Annotated in this window: 18 protein-coding genes and 1 pseudogene; 13 read left to right on the forward strand and 6 right to left on the reverse strand. The window is 42.9% G+C overall.

Annotation, left to right across the window (positions count from 1 at the left end):
* Positions 1 to 521 precede the first annotated feature (521 nt).
* The 9 genes from KTR06_RS18805 (at position 522) to KTR06_RS18845 (ending at position 11,389) form a co-directional block, all read left to right on the forward strand.
* Positions 522 to 1,709, forward strand: a complete 1,188-nt coding sequence (locus KTR06_RS18805) for an ATP-binding protein (protein WP_004312586.1) — start codon at positions 522 to 524, stop codon at positions 1,707 to 1,709.
* 123 nt (positions 1,710 to 1,832) lie between these two features.
* A complete protein-coding gene (locus KTR06_RS18810) occupies positions 1,833 to 2,102 on the forward strand; it encodes a hypothetical protein (RefSeq protein WP_004306027.1) in 270 nt (89 codons plus the stop codon).
* Positions 2,103 to 2,109: 7 nt separating this feature from the next.
* Positions 2,110 to 2,664 carry a 1-acyl-sn-glycerol-3-phosphate acyltransferase gene (locus tag KTR06_RS18815; RefSeq protein ID WP_004312588.1) on the forward strand — a complete coding sequence of 185 codons (555 nt, stop codon included), beginning with the start codon at positions 2,110 to 2,112 and terminating at the stop codon, positions 2,662 to 2,664.
* A 94-nt stretch (positions 2,665 to 2,758) separates the two neighbouring features.
* A complete protein-coding gene (locus KTR06_RS18820) occupies positions 2,759 to 3,535 on the forward strand; it encodes an amidohydrolase (protein WP_217290700.1) in 777 nt (258 codons plus the stop codon).
* 148 nt (positions 3,536 to 3,683) lie between these two features.
* Positions 3,684 to 5,675 carry a glucosamine-6-phosphate deaminase gene (locus KTR06_RS18825; RefSeq protein WP_087318820.1) on the forward strand — a complete coding sequence of 664 codons (1,992 nt, stop codon included), beginning with the start codon at positions 3,684 to 3,686 and terminating at the stop codon, positions 5,673 to 5,675.
* A gap of 219 nt (positions 5,676 to 5,894) precedes the next feature.
* The gene (locus KTR06_RS18830; protein WP_217290701.1) at positions 5,895 to 8,804 is read left to right on the forward strand and encodes a xanthan lyase; all 2,910 of its coding nucleotides are present in this window, start codon (positions 5,895 to 5,897) and stop codon (positions 8,802 to 8,804) included.
* An 80-nt stretch (positions 8,805 to 8,884) separates the two neighbouring features.
* Positions 8,885 to 9,202 carry a hypothetical protein gene (locus KTR06_RS18835; RefSeq protein WP_004312597.1) on the forward strand — a complete coding sequence of 106 codons (318 nt, stop codon included), beginning with the start codon at positions 8,885 to 8,887 and terminating at the stop codon, positions 9,200 to 9,202.
* Entirely contained in the window at positions 9,202 to 9,426 is a 225-nt protein-coding gene (locus KTR06_RS18840) for a sulfurtransferase TusA family protein (protein WP_004312598.1), read from the forward strand. The genes KTR06_RS18835 and KTR06_RS18840 overlap by 1 nt, the downstream gene beginning before the upstream one ends.
* 106 nt (positions 9,427 to 9,532) lie before the next feature.
* On the forward strand, positions 9,533 to 11,389 hold the full coding sequence (locus KTR06_RS18845) for a YgiQ family radical SAM protein (protein WP_151928250.1): 1,857 nt from the start codon (positions 9,533 to 9,535) through the stop codon (positions 11,387 to 11,389).
* A 32-nt stretch (positions 11,390 to 11,421) separates the two neighbouring features.
* Here the strand turns inward: KTR06_RS18845 and KTR06_RS18850 are convergent, their stop codons facing one another.
* From KTR06_RS18850 to mfd, 3 genes are all read right to left on the reverse strand, one after another.
* The gene (locus KTR06_RS18850) at positions 11,422 to 11,718 is read right to left on the reverse strand and encodes a type II toxin-antitoxin system RelE/ParE family toxin (RefSeq protein WP_004312602.1); all 297 of its coding nucleotides are present in this window, start codon (positions 11,716 to 11,718) and stop codon (positions 11,422 to 11,424) included.
* A complete protein-coding gene (locus tag KTR06_RS18855; protein WP_008021814.1) occupies positions 11,706 to 11,918 on the reverse strand; it encodes a hypothetical protein in 213 nt (70 codons plus the stop codon). Before KTR06_RS18855 ends, KTR06_RS18850 begins: the two co-directional genes overlap by 13 nt.
* A gap of 85 nt (positions 11,919 to 12,003) precedes the next feature.
* Positions 12,004 to 15,378: a transcription-repair coupling factor gene (mfd, locus tag KTR06_RS18860; RefSeq protein WP_055236913.1), complete on the reverse strand. Its 3,375-nt coding sequence runs from the start codon at positions 15,376 to 15,378 to the stop codon at positions 12,004 to 12,006.
* A gap of 259 nt (positions 15,379 to 15,637) precedes the next feature.
* On the opposite strand from mfd, the gene KTR06_RS18865 reads away from it, so the two are divergent.
* From KTR06_RS18865 to KTR06_RS18880, 4 genes are all read left to right on the forward strand, one after another.
* Positions 15,638 to 16,381, forward strand: a complete 744-nt coding sequence (locus KTR06_RS18865; protein ID WP_004312608.1) for a polyprenol monophosphomannose synthase — start codon at positions 15,638 to 15,640, stop codon at positions 16,379 to 16,381.
* The gene (locus KTR06_RS18870) at positions 16,378 to 17,718 is read left to right on the forward strand and encodes a dihydroorotase (protein WP_217290702.1); all 1,341 of its coding nucleotides are present in this window, start codon (positions 16,378 to 16,380) and stop codon (positions 17,716 to 17,718) included. Before KTR06_RS18865 ends, KTR06_RS18870 begins: the two co-directional genes overlap by 4 nt.
* A 301-nt stretch (positions 17,719 to 18,019) precedes the next feature.
* Entirely contained in the window at positions 18,020 to 18,922 is a 903-nt protein-coding gene (locus tag KTR06_RS18875; protein ID WP_118408332.1) for a vitamin B12 dependent-methionine synthase activation domain-containing protein, read from the forward strand.
* A gap of 68 nt (positions 18,923 to 18,990) precedes the next feature.
* A complete protein-coding gene (locus KTR06_RS18880; RefSeq protein WP_008643303.1) occupies positions 18,991 to 19,503 on the forward strand; it encodes an RNA polymerase sigma factor in 513 nt (170 codons plus the stop codon).
* Between the two features lie 72 nt (positions 19,504 to 19,575).
* On the opposite strand, the pseudogene KTR06_RS24795 reads toward KTR06_RS18880, so the two are convergent.
* From KTR06_RS24795 to KTR06_RS18895, 3 genes and pseudogenes are all read right to left on the reverse strand, one after another.
* Positions 19,576 to 19,620: pseudogene (locus KTR06_RS24795) on the reverse strand (hypothetical protein); the annotation flags it as partial.
* Positions 19,621 to 20,103: 483 nt separating this feature from the next.
* A complete protein-coding gene (locus tag KTR06_RS18890; RefSeq protein ID WP_217290703.1) occupies positions 20,104 to 22,971 on the reverse strand; it encodes an AAA family ATPase in 2,868 nt (955 codons plus the stop codon).
* Positions 22,968 to 24,221, reverse strand: a complete 1,254-nt coding sequence (locus KTR06_RS18895) for an exonuclease SbcCD subunit D C-terminal domain-containing protein (RefSeq protein ID WP_217290704.1) — start codon at positions 24,219 to 24,221, stop codon at positions 22,968 to 22,970. Before KTR06_RS18895 ends, KTR06_RS18890 begins: the two co-directional genes overlap by 4 nt.
* Positions 24,222 to 24,289 lie beyond the last annotated feature (68 nt).

The following is a 24,289-nucleotide window of genomic DNA, read 5'->3' on the forward strand; positions in this document are numbered from 1 at the left end:
GATTCTGTGTAAGGAGTGTACTTCTTTTTTAATTCTTTCATGGGAATTTCGCATTGAAGAAGTGTCAACTTATTTAGTACACTACAGATACTGTCGTTTCCCCGTAGAGACACCACCATTTCTCCACGGAGTCACCCCAATTATCCCATAGCTTTGCACAAAGGAATCCAGGCTTTTTCTTTGATTATATAACGTGTTGCAGATACTTTATCTGCAACCTATCTGCAACAGGTATCTGCAACGTTCCAACTATTTATTAATTAGTGTGTTACACGCTTTTCGTTGCAGGTGGCAGATGTTTTTATGTTTTTCAACTTTATAGTAGACCAAACTTTCATTCATTTCTGCACCGTTTCATTCATTTTTATACTCTTTAATTCCATGATTAAAGAAAAGATAAAGAATTGTAGATTTAAAATGATACAAAGCAACTTATTGTGTATATTTGCGTTATTTATTGAGTAAAACTAATCAATATATTGAGTAAAAGTACTCATTCTATTGAATAAACAACAGAAAACATGTATAAAAGAGTTCAATATCAAACGATTACAAAAAGACTAAAAGAGCCTCGACATTTCCTGCAAGTAGTGTTAGGACCTCGCCAAGTTGGAAAGACTACAGTCATCAAACAAGTAGTCAATGATCTGAATCTACCTTATCAAATCTATTCGGCAGATAGTATTCCTGCTACACAGACATCTTGGATTTCAGACTGTTGGAATACGGCAAGAGTACAGATGCGAGTAGAAAAATTATCTGAATTTATTCTGATAATCGATGAAATTCAAAAAATAAAAAATTGGAGTGAAGTAGTCAAAAAAGAATGGGATGCAGATACATTCAATGATATTAATATGAAAGTCGTTCTTCTCGGCTCTTCACGTGTATTGTTAGAAAAGGGATTATCAGACTCGATGATGGGTCGCTTTGAAGAGATAAGAATGACACACTGGTCGTATCCGGAAATGCGGGATGCATTTAATATGAGTCTGGAACAGTATCTTTATTTCGGTGGATACCCGGGAGCAGCTTTTTTGATAGAAGATGAAGAACGCTGGGGACAATATATCAATGGAGCAATCATAGATGCCACTATCAATAAAGATATTTTATACGATTCCCCAATTAGCAAACCGGCATTATTACGGCAAACTTTTGAACTGGGAACTTCTTATTCCGGTGAAATCGTATCGCTGACCAAAATGGTAGGAGCATTACAAGACGCTGGAAATACAACAACGCTAGCAGGATATTTAAACTTACTGGGAGATAGCGGCTTACTGACCGGTTTACAAAAGTTTGCAATGGACAAGTCGCGCCAAAGAGCAAGCGCTCCTAAATTTCAGGTATTCAACAATGCTTTAAAAACCGTATATAATGATTTGACTTTTAAGGAGGCTATTCTCAACAGAAAAGAATGGGGACGTATTTTTGAATCTGCAATTGGTGCACATATTGTTTCCAACGCATTTACAGGTAACTATGAAGTATTTTACTGGAGAGAAAAAGATAAGGAAGTAGATTATATATTGAAAAAGAAAAACCGGATTGTAGCCATAGAAGTAAAAAGCAACAGTGAAATGTATAATGCAGGACTAGAAGAAATACGCAAAATGTATCAACCGTATGCTAGTTTCGTAGTCGGAGAAGGGGGCATGAAAGCCGAACAATTCTTAAGTATCAATCCTGCGAAGTTATTTGAATAAAGAAATACAGCAAGAAGATGCAGGCTTGAATAATGTTTTTCCCCGTATTATTCGCTAGAATCAAAGAAAGTACCTATCTTTACCGCAAGTATTTTTTATTATTCACCATTAAATGTAAAGATTATGGCAAGTAGAAGAGAACTCAAAAAGAACGTAAACTATATCGCAGGAGAATTATTCACCGAGTGTTTAATCAACAGCATGTTCATCCCTGGCACCGACAAGGTGAAAGCAGATGAACTGATGGCAGAGGTACTGAAGATGCAGGATGAGTTTGTCACTCGCATCAGCCACACAGAACCGGGCAACGTGAAAGGTTTTTATAAGAAATTCCGTGCTGATTTTAATGCAAAGGTAAACGAGATTATTGAAGCTATAGGGAAATTGAACTAACAACAGAATGAAAAAAGCAATTTATAGCTTTATCTATTACCGCCTGTTAGGGTGGAAGACAAACGTTACGGTGCCTAATTATGATAAATGCGTGATATGTGCCGCTCCACACACAACAAACCTTGATTTATTTATTGGAAAACTATTTTATGGTGCTATAGGCCGTAAGACAAGTTTCATGATGAAAAAGGAATGGTTTTTCTTTCCGCTTGGAATTTTTTTCAAAGCAGTTGGCGGAATTCCCGTCGACCGTAGTCGAAAAACTTCGCTAGTAGATCAAATGGTTCATAAATTTGCCGAATATAAAAAGTTTAATTTGGCTATCACTCCCGAAGGAACCCGTAAAGCGAATCCAAACTGGAAAAAAGGCTTTTATTTTATAGCCTTGAAAGCCCAGGTTCCGATCGTTCTGATTGGTATTGATTACAGCAAGAAAACGATTTCGGCAACGAAAGCTATCATGCCGTCAGGAGATATTAATAAGGACATGAGAGAAATCAAACTTTACTTCAAGGATTTCAAAGGAAAACATCCGGAGAATTTCGCTCTTGGAGAAATATGATTTAAGTATCAGGTATTAAGTATTAATCGTAGCTTTTGATATACTTATCCGCACGGCTTAATACTTAATACTTATTACTTAATACTTAGTTATCATGGAGTCTATCCGTATTTCTATCATACAAACCGATATTGTTTGGGAAAATAAACAAGAAAATCTCCGTTTGCTCTACGAAAAGCTGCAAAGTCTTCGTGGAATAACGGAGATTGTTGTTTTACCGGAGATGTTTTCTACCGGATTCAGTATGCAGAGTAAAATACTGGCAGAGCCAAATTCCGGGGAAACCATTACAACACTCAAACAATGGGCCGCCAAATTCCAGCTAGCCATTTGCGGAAGCTATATAGCAACAGAGAACAAACAGTTTTATAACCGTGCGTTCTTTCTGACACCGGAAGGAGAAGAGTTCTATTATGACAAACGACATCTGTTTCGTATGGGACGGGAAGCCGAACATTTTTCGGCCGGCGATAAACGACTCATCATCCCCTATCACGGATGGAATATCTGCCTGCTGGTTTGCTATGACCTTCGTTTCCCTGTATGGAGCCGAAACGTAGGCAACGAGTACGACCTTTTAATATATGTAGCCAACTGGCCTATCCCCCGCCGTCTGGTTTGGGATACTCTACTCCGGGCACGCGCTTTAGAAAATCAATGCTATGTATGCGGTGTCAACAGAGTAGGTACAGACGGATACCAACTTGCATATAATGGAGGAAGTAAAGTCTACTCCGCTTTCGGAGAAGAAATCGGCTCATTTCCAGATGGAAAGGAAGGAATAACGACTGTCAGTGTAAATCTCACTGCTCTCCACCAATTCAGAGAGAAGTTCCCGGTATGGAAAGATGCAGACGAATTCCATCTATAACATTTGCCAAATAACAAATGTTAAAAACAGATTCATGTAGCAACAATACCTAGAACTCGGTAGTTAATTATATAGACTTCTTTTGTATCTTTGTCGTGAAAATACAGTCGTAAGGACGCTAATCTTACATAACTTAATTAACAACTTTATGAAAACAAATCTTAGTTCTCAAATCAGTCTCCACCGGGTCTCCCCCAGATACTACAGACCGGAGAATGCATTTGAAAAATCAGTCTTGACAAGACTCGAAAAAATCCCTACGGACATCTACGAATCCGTAGAAGAAGGTGCTAACTATATTGCTCGCGAAATAGCACAAACCATCCGCGAAAAACAAAAAGCAGGACGCTTCTGCGTATTGGCACTCCCCGGAGGTGATTCGCCCAGCCACGTATATACCGAACTCATCCGCATGCATAAGGAAGAAGGTCTTAGCTTCCGCAATGTAATCGTATTTAATATGTATGAATATTATCCGTTGGCTCCCGATGCAATCAACAGCAACTTCAATGCTTTGAAGAGTATGTTATTGGATCACATCGATATTGACAAACAGAATATATTCACTCCCGACGGAAGCATTCCCAAAGATACCATCTTCGAATATTGCCGTCTGTACGAACAACGCATTGAAAGCTTCGGAGGTATTGATATTGCCTTGTTGGGCATTGGCCGTGTAGGTAACATCGCGTTCAACGAACCGGGTTCCCGGCTGAATTCTACCACTCGTCTGATCTTGTTGGATAATGCATCACGCAACGAAGCATCCAAGATTTTCGGAACGCTGGATAATACGCCGATCAGTTCTATTACAATGGGTGTATCCACTATCCTTGGCGCAAAGAAGGTTTATCTGCTTGCATGGGGGGAAAACAAAGCAGCTATGATTAAAGAATGTGTGGAAGGTGCGATCACTGACACTATTCCGGCTTCTTATCTGCAAACTCACAACAACGCGCATGTAGCTCTTGATCTTTCAGCTGCTATGAACTTAACACGTATCCAACGTCCGTGGCTGGTAACTTCTTGCGAATGGAATGATAAACTAATCCGTAGTGCCATCGTTTGGTTGTGTCAGTTGACTGGCAAACCGATTCTGAAGTTGACAAATAAAGACTATAACGAAAACGGTTTGAGTGAACTTCTGGCACTTTACGGTTCTGCGTACAATGTAAACATCAAAATCTTCAATGATTTACAGCACACCATTACCGGATGGCCGGGTGGCAAACCTAATGCTGATGACACCTACCGTCCGGAACGTGCAAAACCGTATCCGAAACGTGTAATCATTTTCTCTCCGCATCCGGATGATGACGTTATTTCGATGGGTGGTACGCTTCGTCGTTTGGTGGAGCAGAAACATGAAGTACACGTAGCTTACGAAACTTCCGGCAATATCGCCGTTGGCGACGAAGAAGTAGTTCGTTTCATGCATTTCATCAACGGATTCAACCAGCTCTTCAATAACAGCGCAGATCAGGTTATCAATGAGAAATATGCAGAAATACGTAATTTCTTGAAAGAGAAGAAAGATGGCGATATGGACAGTCGTGACATTCTGACTATCAAAGGTCTGATTCGTCGTGGTGAAGCCCGTACAGCTTCTTCTTACAACAATATCCCATTAGATCGCGTACACTTCCTCGACTTGCCGTTCTATGAAACAGGTAAGATTCAGAAAAACCCGATCAGTGAAGCAGACGTGGAAATCGTACGTAACTTGCTTCGTGAAGTGAAACCTCATCAGATTTTCGTTGCAGGTGACTTGGCCGACCCGCACGGAACACACCGTGTATGTACGGACGCCGTATTCGCAGCCGTTGATCTTGAAAAAGAAGAAGGTGCCAAATGGCTGAAAGACTGCCGTATCTGGATGTACCGTGGTGCGTGGGCTGAATGGGAAATCGAAAATATTGAAATGGCAGTGCCGATCAGTCCGGAAGAACTTCGTGCAAAACGTAACTCTATCCTGAAACATCAGTCGCAGATGGAAAGCGCTCCGTTCCTGGGTAATGACGAACGTTTGTTCTGGCAACGTAGCGAAGACCGCAACCGTGGCACAGCTACTTTGTATGATAAGTTAGGACTGGCTTCTTACGAAGCAATGGAAGCATTTGTAGAATACGTTCCTTTATAAGAATAATATTCTTAATTAAGAGAATATAAAACAATGAAAGAAGAGTGGGAAGTTTCGATACTTCTCGCTCTTTTTTTGTTATTTTTGCGGGGATAATTCACCACAGAGGAAAGGAGGACACAGAGTTATTATGAACAACCATTTTTATATCGCTTCATAGATTTGACCTCCGTGTCCTCCTTTCCTCTGTGGTGAAAATGAGAACAAAAGCATTGAATAATGAAAAAGATAATAGTGTTTCTTCTATGCCTTACTGTAAGTGCTAATTTTCTTTTCGCTCAAGATATTGAAAGAAATGTAAAAGAACGGCTGACGGATTACTTCAACAAATATACCGCAACAGCCAAAATCAGCACTCCTAAACTGAACAGTTTCGATATAAATTATGATCGCAAGACAATTGCAATCTACGCATCGGAAAGTTTCGCCTATCAGCCTTTCCGTCCGGAAACTGTAGAATACATTTATAATCAAGTTAAAGAACTGCTTCCGGGGCCTGTTCATTATTACCAGCTCACCATTTATGCAGATGGAAAACCTATTGAAGATTTGGTTCCTAATTTCTACCGGAATAAGAAAAAGGATAAGGAGCGGTTATCTTTGAATATAGACTATAAAGGAGCTCCCTGGGTGAAAAACATCTCACGCCCCAATGAAATTTCACGCGGACTGCAAGACCGTCATATCGCAATCTGGCAAAGCCACGGCAACTACTTCAAAAATGATAAAAACGAATGGGGATGGCAACGCCCTCGATTATTCTGCACCACGGAAGATATGTTCACTCAATCTTTCGTTCTTCCATACGTGATTCCCATGTTGGAGAATGCTGGAGCGATTGTTTATACTCCCCGTGAACGGGATACGCAGAAGAATGAAATCATCGTAGATAATGACACTCCCAATGCTTCCCTTTATCTGGAAGTGGGTAGCAAAAAAGCTAATTGGACAAATGCTCCGGTAAGAGGATTTGCTCAAAAGAAAACGATTTATAAAGAGGGAGAGAATCCTTTCACTGACGGAACCTGCCGTTTCATACCAACCGAAAGAAAGAAAAAGAAGAATAAAGACCAGGTATTTGCCGAATGGGTACCTACTCTACCGGCAACAGGCAAGTATGCCGTTTATGTTTCTTATCAGACACTCCCCAATAGTGTAAGCGACGCCAAATATCTGGTATTCCATAACGGAGGAGTAACCGAATTTAAAGTTAATCAGAAAATAGGTGGAGGCACATGGGTTTACCTCGGAACGTTTGAATTTGATAAAGGGAACAACGACTACGGCATGGTGGTACTTAGCAACGAAAGTAGCGAACATGGAGTTGTATGCGCCGATGCAGTACGTTTTGGAGGTGGAATGGGAAACATTGCCCGTGGAGGAAGAACCAGCGGGCTACCCCGTTATTTGGAAGGAGCACGCTACTCTGCGCAATGGGCGGGAATGCCATACGAAGTATATGCAGGACGTAAAGGTGAAAACGACTATACAGACGACATCAACACACGTTCCAACGCTATCAACTATTTGTCGGGCAGTTCTGTCTACAACCCGCAACAATCGGGTTTAGGCGTACCTTTGGAAATGACTATGGCGTTGCACAGTGATGCCGGATGCAGCAAGACTGATGAGCTTATCGGATCGCTCGGTATCTATACCACCGATTTCAATAATGGAAAGCTGAATACAGGAACAGACCGGTATGCATCACGTGATTTAGCCGATATTCTGCTCACACAGATTCAAAAAGATATTTATTCCAGTTACAGCATCCCCTGGACACGCCGCAGTATGTGGAACCGGAATTACAGTGAAACACGTCTCCCGGCTACACCTTCTACGATTATCGAACTGCTCTCCCATCAGAATTTCGCAGATATGCAGTTAGGGCATGATCCGAACTTCAAGTTTACAGTGGGACGAGCCATTTACAAAGGTATTTTGCAGTTCATTACCAGCCAGCATGATAAAGAATATATAGTTCAGCCCCTGCCAGTCAGCAATTTCGCCATTCAATTCGGAAAGAAAAAGAATACGCTGGAACTTTCATGGAAAGGTGAAGATGATCCGCAAGAACCGACTGCACGCCCACGGGAATACATCGTATATACACGCATCGGTTATGGAGGCTTTGACAATGGAACCTTAGTCAGCAAAACGTCCCACACTGTTAAAATAGAACCGGGGCTCGTTTATTCATTCAAAGTGACTGCCGTAAACCGCGGCGGGGAAAGCTTTCCCTCCGAAATCCTTTCCGCTTATAAAGCCAAACGCGAACAGGAAAAGGTAATTATCATCAATGGCTTTGACAGAATCAGCGGTCCGGCGATCATTAATACTTCTGATAGAGCAGGATTCGATTTATCACAAGATCCCGGAGTCCCGTATATATCAAACATTTCGTTTTGCGGAGCACAAACAGGCTTCGACCGTACACAAGCCGGAAAAGAAGGAAAAGGCAGTCTGGGACATAGCGGAAACGAGTTAGAAGGAATGAAAATAGCGGGGAACACATTCGATTATCCTTTTATTCATGGAAAAGCGATTCAGGCAGCCGGCAAATATAGTTTTGTGTCATGCAGTGACGAAGCGGTAGAAAACGGATTGGTTACGTTAGAAGATTATCCGGTGGTAGATTATATCCTGGGACTGGAAAAAGAAGACCCCGCAAATAAAGCGTACTACAAGACATTCTCCTCGGCTATGCAACGAATTATGACCAGTTATTGTCAGTCGGGAGGTAGTCTATTTGTCAGCGGTGCTTATGTAGGAAGCGATATGAGCGGCACACAAGGCAACCGGGAGTTTACAGAGAAAATACTGAAATATGGTTATCAAAGTAGCCTGACGGATAAGAGTGCAAATCAGATTAAAGGATTGGGGCGCACGATCACGATCCCGCGTCTGCCCAATGAGAACAGTTATGCGGTTCCTGCAGCAGATTGCATCGTTCCCGTAGATACTGCTTTCCCTGTATTTACGTATGTACCCGGCAATCAGAGCGCAGGTATCGCTTACAAAGGAAACTACCGCACTTTTGTATTGGGCTTTCCTTTCGAAAGCATCCAGTCGGAAGCGGATCGGGCAACCATCATGGCAGGCATCTTGGGATTCTTTACTCAAAAATAAAAAATATCCTTTTTTTTTAATCCGTTTCTCATTTTAAATTCTATCTTTGCTACTATAATAACCTTTAAAACTAAAAAACAATGTATACTATACAAGCAAATCCTAGCGGTACACGCAGCATAGAAGTATCTAATGAAAACTTGAGAACAATTGAGAAATATGCTCTGTTCCGTCATCTTATCGACAGTACCGGTATTGTAGATGAAGCAGTTCTGGATAAGTTGAAACTTAATATCCGCTCCCTTATCGCCAGTCAGGAAGAAGACAGTAAAGACTTGCTGGACCTTTGTATCGACGTGATTTATCACAATAATATGAAGGCATTCGGTCTGCAACAGCTCATTAAGCTCTATCTTACCTGGCTTTCCAACACGGAAGCGGAAGAAGAGGAGGAATAATGATTACGGTAGATACCTGCGGAATAACAGCATACAGTCCGCTGATTCCTGCAATAAGAGCAATGTGCACTGCCTCTCCGGGAGAAACGATAGAGATTATCATGAACCATGCTGACGCGTTTCAGGATCTAAAGGAATATCTGTCCGAACAAGGTATCGGTTTTCGTGAAATCTATGATGGAGAACAAATGACATTACAGTTCACAATCAATGGGAAGTTATAAAAAAACATCTCAATGATTGAAGCAAAACATCCCGATAATCGAAGTTAAACATCTCAATGAATAAAAAAATCATTGGGATGTTTTTTATTATCCGTATCTTTGCAGCATGAAAGAATATCGATTGACTGACTGGTTACCTACTACCAAGAAAGAAGTAGAACTTCGCGGATGGAATGAATTGGATGTCATTCTATTCAGTGCTGACGCCTATGTGGATCACCCTTCTTTTGGTGCTGCCGTTATTGGACGGATTCTTGAAGCGGAAGGTTTGAAAATAGCCATTGTACCCCAGCCCAACTGGCGTGACGACCTGCGTGACTTCAAGAAGTTGGGACGCCCACGGCTATTCTTCGGTATCTCCGGTGGATGTATGGACTCAATGGTAAATAAATACACAGCCAACAAACGATTGCGCAGCGAAGATGCATATACCCCGGACGGTCGTCCGGATATGCGTCCGGAATATCCTTCTACGGTTTATAGCCAGATACTAAAGAAACTTTATCCGGATGTTCCCGTAGTTATCGGAGGAATCGAAGCCAGTTTAAGACGGTTAAGTCATTACGATTATTGGCAGGACAAAGTGCAAAAGAGCATTTTATGCGACAGCGGTGCCGACCTGCTCATTTACGGAATGGGAGAAAAACCACTTCCAGACCTGGTGAAGAATATGAAAAGTCTGCTTACTGCTGAAGAGCCAGTACTGACAAGCAGTAAATTCAGAACAATCATCGGATCAGTTCCTCAAACAGCCTATCTTTGTCGTGCAACAGAATGGACCTCTGCCGAAGATGACCTTCCACTTTATTCGCACGAAGAATGTCTGGCAGATAAAAAGAAACAGGCAAGCAATTTCCGGCATATCGAAGAAGAATCCAACAAATATTCGGCTTCCCGAATCACGCAAGCCGTCGGAAACAAGATAGTAGTAGTCAATCCTCCATATCCTCCGATGAGCCAGGAAGATCTCGATCGTTCGTTTGATTTGCCATATACCCGGCTACCTCATCCTAAATATAAAGGGAAACGGATTCCGGCTTATGACATGATTAAGTTTTCCATCAACATTCACCGGGGATGTTTCGGCGGTTGTGCCTTCTGCACCATTTCCGCTCATCAGGGAAAGTTTATCGTCAGCCGTAGCAAAGAGTCCATACTGAAAGAGGTGAAAGAGGTCATCCAGTTACCCGATTTCAAAGGATATTTAAGCGATTTGGGTGGTCCTTCCGCTAACATGTATCAGATGAAAGGAAAAGACGAAGCTATTTGCAAGAAGTGCAAACGACCGTCATGTATCCATCCGAAAGTTTGCCCGAATCTAAATACCGACCATCGCCCCTTACTGGATATTTACCGTGCAGTAGATGCCTTGCCCGGAATAAAAAAATCGTTTATCGGTAGCGGAATACGCTATGACCTGTTACTTCATCAAAGTAAAGATGAAGCGATCAACCGCAGCACTGCCGAGTATACCCGTGAATTGATTGTCAATCACGTAAGTGGTCGGCTGAAAGTAGCTCCGGAGCATACCAGTGACCGGGTATTATCTGTGATGCGCAAACCTTCTTTCGAGCAATTTGAAACATTCAAAAGGATATTCGACCGTATCAACCGGGAAGAGAATCTACGTCAACAACTGATTCCGTATTTCATTTCCTCGCATCCCGGATGCAAAGAAGAAGATATGGCGGAACTTGCCGTTATCACTAAACGTCTGGACTTCCACCTGGAACAAGTGCAGGACTTCACTCCTACTCCGATGACGGTTGCTACCGAAGCTTGGTATACCGGATTCCATCCATACACGTTAGAACCGATATTCAGTGCTAAAACCCAACGGGAGAAACTAGCACAACGACAGTTCTTCTTCTGGTATAAGCCGGAAGAAAGGAGAAATATCATCAATGAGTTGAGACGTATCGGACGTTCTGATTTGATAGACAAATTATACGGAAAAAGATAATTCGCTCCATTCCATCACTTACAAAACCACCTCTAAAAAGGAGCCTTATCAGGATCTTGGCGAGTATCAAAAACAGCTTCCACAAGAATCTGCTTTTCAAGTACCCGATAATAGACTTTGAAATAATCACAATGAAAAACACGTATATTAGGAACAGAAGTAGCTTTATACATATAAGGATATTTAGCGACTAATTGCAATACGTCTCTCACCATTGTATAAATGGAACGGCTATATTGGGTATTTCCATTTCTCACATTATAGAAAGTCAGAATTTGCTGAAAAACAATAGTCGCTGTTTCTGTCCAGACTATTTTTAACTTAGCCATTGTTCCACCAGCTTATCCACATCCTCTTGAGTATGCAATCTACCCTCCTCATAATCTTTTTCAGAATGCATTATAATTTCCTGTTCATATTCTGTAGGAACATAAAGATTTGCATTAGGAGTAGTTACATGATAAGCAGCCACTGGTTCATTGACCTGTGGCAATTCATTATTTTGAGGTTTATATGATTTCTTAGCCATATCAGTTATTAAGATATCTACAAAGATAAAGATCCCCTTGGTATAAAACAAACAATTCCTCGCTTATCTTCCCCGAAAAGCTTATTTATTCTTCTTTCACTGGCAACGCCACAATCTCCTGCAACACACTGACTGCCGTCTCCACATTAGTAACATTTTTAATCAACATACTCCGTCTGCCATTTTGCTCACGCAGATCACAGCGCCGGGTATACTTCATCATATAGTCTATCACTTTACCGAAAGCCTTACTTTGATAGAACGGACTATCCGGATTGGAAACAAAGAACAAGGTCATTCGGCCGCCTTTCAGGAAAATCTTCTCTGCTCCCAAACGCGCTGACAAACGGCGTAAAGGAACAATGCGGAGTAATTCTTCCGTTTCCCGGGGAACCGGACCGAAGCGGTCTTCCAAGCGGGAGCGGAAAGCCTCCACATCCTTATCCAATGTCAGTCCATCCAGTTCACGATAGAGCAACATACGTTCGCTGCTGCCAGTTACGTAGTTGGCCGGCAATAAAAGTTCGAGGTCACTTTCTACCTGACACTCCTCTACAAATTCTTCTCCACTAATTTGTCCTTCACCTTTTATTTCATCAGCATACAGTTCTGCAAATTCATCTGTTTTCAGTTCATGGACAGCTTCAGTCAGAATCTTCTGATATGTTTCATATCCTAAATCAGCAACAAAGCCACTTTGCTCGGCTCCGAGCAAATTTCCGGCTCCACGAATGTCCAAATCCTGCATGGCAATATGAATACCACTTCCCAAATCACTAAAGTTCTCAATTGCTTGAAGACGTCGTCTCCCTTCGGTAGTCAGACTACTCAACGGAGGAGCCAGCAGATAACAGAATGCTTTCTTGTTACTACGCCCTACCCGTCCACGCATCTGATGGAGGTCACTCAATCCGAAGTTTTGCGCCTGATTGATAATGATGGTATTTGCATTCGGAATATCGATACCACTTTCGATGATTGTGGTTGCCAAGAGCACGTCATAGTCATAGTTGACAAAATCCAGAATAATTTTCTCCAGTTCTGTCGGCTCCATCTGCCCGTGTCCGATTGCTACACGACAATCCGGGATATGGCGCTCTATCATTGCTTTCAGTTCCGGCAAGTTCGCAATCCGGTTATTGACGAAAAAGACCTGCCCGTTACGGCTCATCTCAAAGTTGATGGCATCCGTAATCACTTCTTCATTAAAAGTATGCACTTCGGTCTGAATCGGATAGCGGTTAGGCGGCGGAGTGGAAATCACGCTCAAATCACGCGCACCCATCAACGAAAATTGAAGGGTACGGGGAATCGGAGTAGCAGTCATTGTGAGTGTATCTACATTCACTTTCAATTGACGCAGCTTTTCTTTTACGGAAACTCCGAATTTCTGTTCTTCGTCAACAATCAGCAGTCCCAAGTCTTTAAACTGAACATCCTTGCCTAAGATACGGTGAGTACCTATCAGAATACCGACATCTCCATCCTTCAGTCCTTTCAATACAGCTTTGGTTTGTGCGGCAGTACGTGCGCGACTTAAATATTCCACCCGGCATGGCAGTCCTTTCAGACGTTCGCGGAATGTTTGAAAATGCTGGTAAGCAAGCACCGTTGTCGGAACCAGAACGGCCACTTGTTTATTATCGGCAACAGCTTTGAAAGCGGCACGGATTGCAACTTCTGTTTTTCCAAATCCTACATCTCCACAAACCAGACGGTCCATCGGGCGGTCACTTTCCATATCCGCTTTGACATCAATCGTCGCCTTACTCTGATCCGGTGTATCTTCATAAATAAAGGATGCTTCCAACTCACGCTGCAAGAAACTATCGGGACTATAAGAGAACCCTTTTTCCTGACGACGCTGCGAATACAATTTTATCAAATCGCGGGCAATATCCTTGATTTTGCTCTTCGTACGTTCTTTCAGTTTCTCCCATGCCCCTGTACCTAATTTGTTAAGCCGGGGAGCCTCTCCCTCCTTACCTTTATATTTAGAAACTTTATGCAGTGAATGAATGGAAACGAACACTACATCTTCATTCTGAAACACCAGTTTCAAAACTTCCTGCGTAGTATCACCATTCGGTATACGCACCAAACCGGAAAAACGTCCGATACCATGATCGGTATGCACCACATAATCCCCCGGAGTAAACTGGTTCAGTTCTTTTAAAGATAGTGCCACTTTTCCCGAACGAGCTTTATCACTTTTCAGGTTATATTTATGGAAACGGTCAAACAACTGATGGTCGGTGAAGATACAGAGCCGTAGTGTGTTATCTACAAATCCTTCATGTATGGTACGCTCTACGGGAGTAAAATTAATCTGATCGCCCCGATCTTCAAAAATAGCCTTGATACGATCTGTCTGCTTCATACTGTCACTACAGATATATAGCGAATAACCTTTTTCCAAATAATCTTTGAAAGAAGAAGCTACCAAATCGAAATTCTTATGAAAGATGGGTTGGGCAGATGTATTGAAAGTAACACTGGCATTCGGCGTTCCGGTTGGTTTGTTACCAAATTCCAATCGGCGGAAATCGAGTGCTCGTACAGTAAATTCACTGCCGTCTATCAATTTTCCCTCCAATGTAATGCCTCCATTCTCTGCGGCTTCCTGGACAGCTATTGCCTGGGGAGTCAACGCTTCATCATGCACCACCTGGATTCGTTCACGCAACCAAAGAAAATCGCGCATTGCCAGAGTAGTATCTTTCGGGATAAAATCCAGAAAGGAAGTTGTCACGTCTCCTGTCACTGCTAAATCGGGAACAATAGACACTCCACTTTTCTTCTCGCGGGATAATTGGGACTCAACTTCAAAGGTACGTATACTTTCTACTTCATCACCAAAGAAATCAATACGATAAGGATATTCCGAAGCAAAAGAGAAAACGTCGATAATGCTACCGCGAACAGCGTATTGCCCCGGTTCATATACATAATCTACGTATTCGAAGCCATAACTATGCAACACATCAGTGATAAACGTGGTATCCACTTTCTCCCCTACATTCAGTTTCAGGGTTTTATCGCTCAATTCCTTTCGCGACACTACTTTCTCTGCCAATGCATCCGGGTACGTAACGATACATAGTCCCTCCTCCCCTTTTTGCAAACGGCTAAGTACTTCCGTGCGCAGAATCTCATTGGCTGCGTCTTTTTGCCCATATTTAATAGAGCGACGGAATGAAGATGGAAAGAATAACACCTTTTCCGTCCCCAATATCTGCGTCAAGTCATGATAAAAATAGCCGGCTTCTTCAAGATCACCTAAAATAAAGACAAACGGACAACCACCCTCTTGTACCAATACAGAAGAAAAAAGAGAAGCAGCAGATGCACACAGTCCTCCGCAAAAAACAGTCTGAACAGAAGTGTCCTTCAACAAGCGTTTCATTACTGCCATATTGGGGTGGGCAGCATATTGTTGTTGCAATTCAGTTATTGTCATACCTATAAAATTTCCCCGCAAAATTACAAAAAAGAATCGCAGGACAGACATAAGTGTGGGAAAGTTTTCATCCCCCCAAAGTTTCTCGGTGAGAAACAAAGTGTTCCACACCGAGAAACAACTTGTTTCACACCGAGGAACAAACCGTTTCACACCAAGAAACAAAAGATTGCATTCTGCTCTTCACGTTAAATTTTCCTTAGTTCGGCTATAACTAAAGGAAAAGAACTACTTTTGTTTTAAATTTTATAGTATCTATATGCAGACATCGGATAGCATTGTAATTATCCCTACCTATAATGAACGGGAGAACATAGAAAATATCATCCGTGCCGTATTCGGCCTTCCCAAAGTATTCCATATTCTGGTAATAGAAGACGGCTCTCCGGACGGAACGGCAACCATCGTAAAAACCTTGCAACAAGAATTTCCCGAACGGCTTTTTATGATTGAGCGTAAAGGGAAACTGGGATTGGGTACTGCCTATATTACCGGATTTAAATGGGCACTGGAACACGCATACGAGTATATCTTTGAAATGGATGCCGACTTCAGTCATAATCCGAACGATTTGCCCCGTTTGTATCAGGCTTGTTCGGAACAGGGTGGAGATGTATCCATCGGCTCCCGCTACATCAGCGGAGTGAATGTAGTGAACTGGCCGATGGGACGGGTATTGATGTCGTACTTTGCCTCCAAATATGTGCGGTTCATCACAGGAATACCCGTACACGACACGACTGCCGGATTTGTCTGCTACCGCCGTCAGGTACTGGAAATGATTGATTTGGATCATATCCGTTTTAAGGGATATGCTTTTCAGATTGAAATGAAATTCACCGCTTACAAATGTGGTTTTAAAATCATCGAAGTTCCCGTGATTTTCATTAATCGTGAACTAGGGACTTCCAAGATGAATAGCAGCATCTTTGGAGAGGCCATATTTGGTGTGATTAAATTAAAAGTAAATAGTTGGTTCCATAAATTCCCGCAAAAGTCATGAAACGTACACTGATTCAAAATGCCGTTATTGTTAACGAAGGAAGAAAAGTACTGGGTTCAGTAGTCATTGAAAATGGAAAGATAGCCGAAATATTGGTGGGTGAAGAAAAAGCAACTGCCCCTTGTGACGAAGTCATTGACGCAAGCGGGTGTTATCTCCTGCCGGGTGCCATCGACGAACATGTTCATTTCCGCGATCCCGGACTGACTCATAAAGCTGATATTACCACAGAAAGCCATGCCGCTGCAGCAGGAGGTGTCACTTCCATCATGGATATGCCCAATACAAACCCGCAGACTACGACGCTGGAGGCTTTGGAAGAGAAATTCATCCTACTAGGTGAGAAATCAGCAGTCAACTATTCCTGCTATTTCGGAGCAACGAATAATAACTATACCCAGTTTGCGCAACTGGATAAACACCGGGTTTGTGGCGTGAAGTTATTTATGGGTTCAAGCACCGGCAATATGCTGGTAGACCGGATGGCCAGCTTGCGTAATATATTCGGCGGAACCGATCTGCTCATCGCCGCCCATTGCGAAGACCAGGGAATTATCAAAGAAAATACGGATAAATATAAGAAAGAATACGGAGACGATGTACCTCTGGCTCTTCATCCGCTTCTCCGTTCGGAAGAGGCTTGCTATCGTTCGTCCGAGCTGGCTGTGCAACTGGCACGGGAAACAAATGCCCGCCTGCACATCATGCATATTTCCACCGCTAAAGAGTTGAGTCTGTTTTCCAACGTTCCTCTGGCACAAAAAAGAATTACAGCAGAAGCCTGCGTTTCTCATCTACTCTTTACAGAAGAAGATTATCAGACATTGGGTGCCCGCATTAAATGTAACCCTGCCATCAAGACTGCACAAGACCGGAAAGCCTTGCAAAAGGCTGTCAACAGCGGTCTGATTGATGCCATCGCAACCGATCATGCCCCACACTTGCTTAGTGAAAAAGAAGGAGGTGCATTAAAGGCAATGTCCGGGATGCCGATGATTCAGTTCTCGCTAGTCAGCATGTTGGAGTTGGCAGATAAAGGAGCGTTTACCATCGAAAAAGTGGTAGAAAAAATGGCTCATGCTCCCGCACAGATGTATGAGATACCAAACAGGGGATTCATCCGCAAAGGCTATCAGGCTGACCTGGTATTAGTACGTCCCGACTCCGAATGGACCGTTACCACAGACTGCATCTTAAGCAAATGCAAATGGAGCCCGCTGGAAGGCCATACATTCAACTGGAAGGTAGAGAAAACATTTGCAAACGGACATCTGTTATATAACAACGGAGAAATAGACGAGTCTTATCGCGGACAAGAATTGTTCTTCGAACGATAAATGATAATTTTGCGGAGTGCCCTGAAAGGGCTTAATTATATAGCGTAGGGCAACGCCCTACGAAAAAACGGTAGTCTGAATTTGCGCCCTGAAAGGGCATAATTGTATACAGTTCCGCCCTTTCAGGGCTTGTGGCTGGTGTGTTTTTTTCGTAGGGCGTTGCCCTACGCTATATAATTAAGCCCTTTCAGGGCACCCCAATAAATATATAATTGTAAGGCTTTCAGCTTAACCGATAAAATCTCATTTAACCGATAAATTCCCATTTATCATTTCAAATTCCCATTTAATTGTATAAATTATGATTCTATCTTATAAAATACACACAGTTACCCCCTACATCAACTGGGTTTACTTTTTCCACGCATGGGGTTTCCAGCCACGTTTTGCAGCCATCGCCAACATTCACGGATGTGACGTCTGCCGTGCTTCGTGGCTGACGACTTTTCCGGAAGAAGAGCGTAACAAGGCCTCCGAAGCCATGCAGCTATTTAAAGAAGCCAACCGGATGCTCGATCTGCTCGACCGGGATTATGAGGTAAAGACCCTATTCAAGCTCTGTAAAGCGAACGCTGACGGAGATAATTTGATTATTGAGAAAGAAAAAGACCAATTCGTCACCTTTCCTTTACTGCGTCAGCAGACGCCCAAAAGAGATGGAAGCCCTTTCCTTTGTCTAAGCGACTTTATTCGTCCTCTTTCTTCCGGCATCCCCGACACCATCGGTGCTTTTGCTTCTTCTATTGATGCGGACATGGAAGGACTGTATGAACAGGATCCATATAAACACTTACTTGTCCAAACCCTCTCCGACCGACTGGCAGAAGCTGCAACAGAAAAGATGCATGAGTATGTACGAAAAGAAGCATGGGGATATGCCAAAGAAGAAAATCTGGGCATAGCGGATTTATTGGTCGAGAAATATCAAGGTATTCGCCCTGCCGTCGGCTACCCGTCTTTACCGGATCAGTCTGTCAACTTCCTGTTGGATGAACTGCTGGACATGAAACAGATAGGTATTTCATTGACTGAAAACGGGGCCATGTATCCGCACGCTTCTGTTTGCGGACTTATGTTTTCACATCCGGCTTCCGAATATTTCTCTGTAGGAAAGATTGGAGAAGACCAACTCGAAGATTATACCCGCCGCCGGGGAAAAAGCATCGAAGAAATGCGCAAGTTTCTGGCAGCGAATCTTCAATAATCATCATTCTCCTGTGATTTTTCTCCTTTTCTCACGACTAACTAACCAGAAAAGCAATCATAGACTTCATGAGAGAACAAACAACAGAAGCCAATCCTCCTATTGAGCAAGAGTTCTTGTCGGTAATCCGCGAATATGAACGGGTGATCTACAAAGTGTGCTATCTGTACGCCAACCCCAATGCTCCGCTCAATGACCTTTATCAGGATGTGCTACTGAATCTTTGGAAAGCTTATCCTAAATTCAGAAAAGAATGTAAAGTATCTACATGGATTTATCGTATTGCTCTCAACACTTGTATCAGTTTTTATCGTAAAGAAAAGAATGTACCGGAAATTGTCAGTCTCACCAAAGATACTGACTGGACCATAGAAGCACACGACCCGATCAACGAAATGCTGAAACAGCTTTATCAGATGATTAACCAGCTGGGACAACTCGACAAATCAATTATCCTGCTCTATCTCGAAGACAAAAGTTATGAAGAAATAGCAGAAATTACCGGACTGACGGTTACCAATGTAGCGACTAAACTAAGCCGCATCAAAGACAAACTTAAAAGAATGAAAAAGGAGGAATAAGATATATGGAACTGGAAGAACTGAAAAAATCTTGGAATGCTCTGGATGAACACTTGAAAGATAAAGAGTTCATCAAAGAAGAAGAGCTTGAAAAGCTGATAAGGCATGCAGACAAAGGTATCCATGCCATTGCCAGCCTGAACATCAAGCTTATTCTGATTTCTTTGCCGATATTGATCTTATTTTTAGCGGAGGTGTTGTTGCACAACAGATTAAACCCGATCTATATCATTATCATTTTCGCATGGATTCCCGCACTTTGCTGGGACATCGTCACCACCCGCTTCCTCCAACGGACTCAAATAGACGAGATGCCTCTGGTAGAGGTAATTAGCCGCGTGAACCGTATACACCGATGGACCATCAGAGAACGACTGATTGCTATTGCTTTCCTCCTGGTACTGGCTGTACTCTCATTTATCTACTGGCAAGTGTGGCAATATGGAATAGGCATGATAGCCTTCTTTATCCTGTTATGGGGCGGAGGACTAGGATTGATTTTATGGATTTACCGCAAGAAGTTCTTAAATCGCATCCACGAAATAAAGAAGAATTTAAGCGAATTGAACGAATTAATGTAAAAGGAGACAATGGATGTGCTTACCCTACAACGGTAAGCACACTCTTTCCATTCACTTTCTTATGTACTTGCACCTGAACAGAAATTCGTTCACTCATCTCCTGTACGTGAGAAATAACTCCGATTTTCCGTCCCTGCATCTGTAATTGTTCCAATGCTTCCATTGCCGTACGCAGGCTTTCCGCATCCAAAGAGCCGAATCCTTCATCAATAAAAAGAGATTCTACTTTCAGGTTATTGCTTGATAAGGAAGACAAGCCCAAAGCCAACGCCAAAGATATCAGGAATGATTCACCACCGGAAAGAGAGTACACAGTCCGTATTTCATCACACATATCACAATCTATCACTTGAAGCGCCAACGTGTCGGGAACCTGTTGCAACTTATAGCGTTTAGAAAGGTAGGATAAATGTTTATTGGCATGAAGCAACAGCAAATTCAAAGTGTAACTTTGAGCTATCACTTTAAATTTCGCTCCGTCCGCACTGCCTATCAGTTTATTAAGCTTCGCCCAACGTTCGGCAATCGTCTGTTTCTCTGCCAGTTCCTTCGCTATCTGTTCCACAGTTAGCTTATTCTTTGCTTGTTGTAGCAGACGGGCTTCCATAGTAGAAAGAGCACGTTCGGTATTCAGATTTTCCTCTTGTTGTTTCTTTATTATTTCGGGAAGTTGTTCGGGAGACTCAATCTTTTTATATTGTTCCTGCAATTCTCCGATAGCCAGCGTAATTTGCTTCATCTCTCCTTGCAGACCAGAAAGGCGATTGTACACAGCCTCTACCTCTTTGCGTGCTTTCTCCAAAGCCAAATTCAGCTCTTTTTCTCTTTTTGCCACGACTGCTTCCGCTTCATCCGCACTTTTTCCTTTCAACAGTTGCGAACGTTCCTGTCGGAGCACATTTAACGCTTTCTCTATAACTTCAAATCTCTTTTGTTCGGCTGAAGCAGCATTCTGCAATAACACCAACTGTTCTTTAGCAGACGATACTTTCTGCATCGCTAGGCGACAAAGAGATACATTCTCACGAAGAGCTTCACAATGCGCACGCATCTTTTTAATTTCTTCATCGCTGCGTTGCCATTCTGCATAAAGATTACGATATTCTAAAATACGTTCTGCCAGTTCCGTCAAACGATGTTGTATCTGCTCTTCGTTACCAGCATCGATCCCAGCTTTATACAATGCCGCCAACTGTTCTCCAACCTGTCCGTCCACCATCTTCTGATGCGTCCAATCACGTTGCAAAACAATGCTCCGGTTATTGATCTGTTGACAGTTTGCTACTGCTGCATTATACTCCTGTTCTATACTCCGGAAAAGAGTATCTACTACCTCCTGTTCCTGATGGTAAGGATGCGCCGTACTACCGCAAACCGGGCAAGCTTCCCCCTCCTGCAATTGCTGACGCAATGCTTTCACGTCTTTTCCCACTGCCATACGTACATTTTCGTAAAGGCGTTGAGTTACTTTCAATGCAGTTTCTTGTTCCGTCAATTGTTTCAGGCAATCAGTTGTTTCTTTCTCCAACCGTTCTATTTCTGCCTTTGTTTTCGTCTGCGTTTCCGTCAATTGCCGGATATTCTGTTGGCGTGTCAGCTCTTTTTGCAACTTCATCTGTTCTTCGGTCAATAACGGATATCCGAAAGAGTTTAATCGCAACAACCGCTCTTCATTCGTATTTATCCCGGCTGTCAGTTTGTCTGCTTCCTGCCGTAGAATTTCTTCCACCTGTTCTAGCTGCAACGCTTCTTCTATTCCTACATGATTCAGCAAACGGTTCAGAGAAGAATAAGAAACCTGCAACTGCTCCGTAGCCATCCGCATTTTTTGTTCCTGCTCCGACACCTGTTTATTAGCGGACTGTAACATCTGTTTCGATTGTGTGTAACTGTCCTGCTGTGACTGTATCTGTACATCCAACTGACGGGCTTTCTTCAAGTCCGGCTGTATGGCTTCCCATTGTGCCTTGAAATGCACCAATCCTTCTTCTTGTGAAGCCAATGCGCCCTGTAACATTTTCAATCTTGCTTGCTCCTCCTGTTCTTCCTGTTGCTTCTTCTTCCAAAGATCTTCCTGCATTTTTAATGAACGAACCACATTCAGTTGTTCATTCTGTTCCGCCAGCAGTTTGATTCCTGTCACACGCTTTTCGGCCGACAGTTCTTTCTCTTTTTGTAAAGCAAGCAATTCTTCTTCCGGCATCAATTCGATCACATTCATTCGATTCTGAATCAAAGTGACTTCTTCCTGTGCCGCCTTATTCCGGGCATAGACTTCTTGAGAAATCCGGGAATAAACACCGGTTCCCGTCAACTTCTCAAGCAACTCCGCTTTGGCCGCTCCTTTCGATTTCAGGAATGTCGCAAAATCATTCTGCGCCAATAATACGGTACGGGTAAACTGCTCATACGTCAACCCCACCAACTCCACCAACTGAATCAACAACTCTTTTTTGGTACCCTGGAATTCTTTCTCCGTATCCAGCTCTTTCACCTCCAGCGTTTGTGGCTGCAAAGAACCGCTTATCTTATTTCTTGTCCGTCTTACCGACCAGCGAGAACGGTAACGCCGTCCGTCAATGCCTAAGAAATCGACTTCCGCATAACCGTCGCTTGTTCCCCGACGCAATAAATTTCTTACATCGGACTGATTTATTTGATTGTCTCCTACATCTGCCAGATTCACACTTTCCACCGAAGTTGCGAAACGGGGAGCTTTATCATACAGTGCCAGACATAAAGCATCTAGTAAAGTAGACTTACCGGCACCCGTAGGTCCCGAAATGGCAAATATACCTGCAGAATGTAATGGTTCTGCTGTAAAATCGACTTCTACTGTCCCTTCTATCGAAGTCAGATTCTTCAATCGTATAGCCAGTATTTTCATTCTTCTTCCTCCTCTTCTTTATGAGTAGCAGCCCAATAGGCTTCCTGAAACAAACCTGTCAGTTCGGCAGGCATTTCCACCTGATAAATCTTTTCAAAGGCAGACTGCGCAATCTGTAAGGGAGACATCTCCTGCAATCCTCTCTTCCAGTTCTCGTTTTCTTTCTCCTTATTTTCTACATCGGTGCGATAGGTAGACACAATGCGTGCCAATCGATAATTTTTATCTGCCAATGCCTCCTCAATCTCCTGCCGAAGCATGGGTTCCGGCTCCTCCAGCAGTACCTTCACTTCTAAATAAGGAGCTACATCCTTTGTCTCCGGCAATTCTTTCAAAGCTTCCAACACCACTTCCGGCAAGGCAGGTTCTCCATTCGGCACACTTACCAAAGGGATTAATTTCGGGCATTCCAACCGTTCAATGTCCACTGCACAACCTCCGTCAAAAGTCACCATCACGACTCCATGATGATAATGTTTCTCTGCAAAAGACATCGGAATAGGACTTCCTGCATATCTCACATTCTCCCTTCCCGACACTCGCTGCGCTTTATGTATATGCCCCAATGCCGTATACGCTATCTGTTCGGAAAAAGCTTCCGGCGATACACATTCCAGACCACCAATCACAGTACGTTCACTATAATCTTTTTCTGCAATCTCCGATCCTGTAGCCTGCAAATGACCGATGGCAAGAATCGACTGATTCGCTGTCCTTTGCTTCCATAGCCTTTGCAGAAGCTGCGAATATAGTTCGCGAACTCCCTCCGCGTACAGGTTGCCTTCCGTCTGCACGACCGGATAATCCCCCTGGCGCAAAAAAGGGACAGCCATGCAAAGCAGTTCCACTTCCTCTTTCCGGTTCTTCAGTTCCACGATCAAATGGTCATAATCAATTTCTCCACCTTCAAGTTTGCGCACCACCCCTCTGACTTCTGTCCGCATAGCCTGCAACAGAGGCAAAGGAGCTTCCAGACGTGCTGCCGAATCATGATTACCGGCTACAATGACAATCTGCAGATTCGGATTCTCCACTGTCACCCGATAAATAAACTGATAATACATGCTTTGGGATGCAGCGGAAGGGTTGGAAACATCAAAAACATCTCCGGCTATAATCAATGCATCAATCTCTTTCTGACGAATTTCTTCTGCCAGCCAATTCAGGAATACCTCATGTTCTCCTGTGCGATCATACCCAAAAAAGATTTGTCCTAAATGCCAGTCGGCAGTATGTAATATACGTATCATAATTTTATAACTATCTCTACTAACAAGAGGCAAAAATAACACAATCGGAAAGATTATCTCGCATCTGC

The organism is Bacteroides sp. MSK.20.12 (assembly GCF_019052435.1).
Lineage (GTDB): Bacteria > Bacteroidota > Bacteroidia > Bacteroidales > Bacteroidaceae > Bacteroides > Bacteroides xylanisolvens.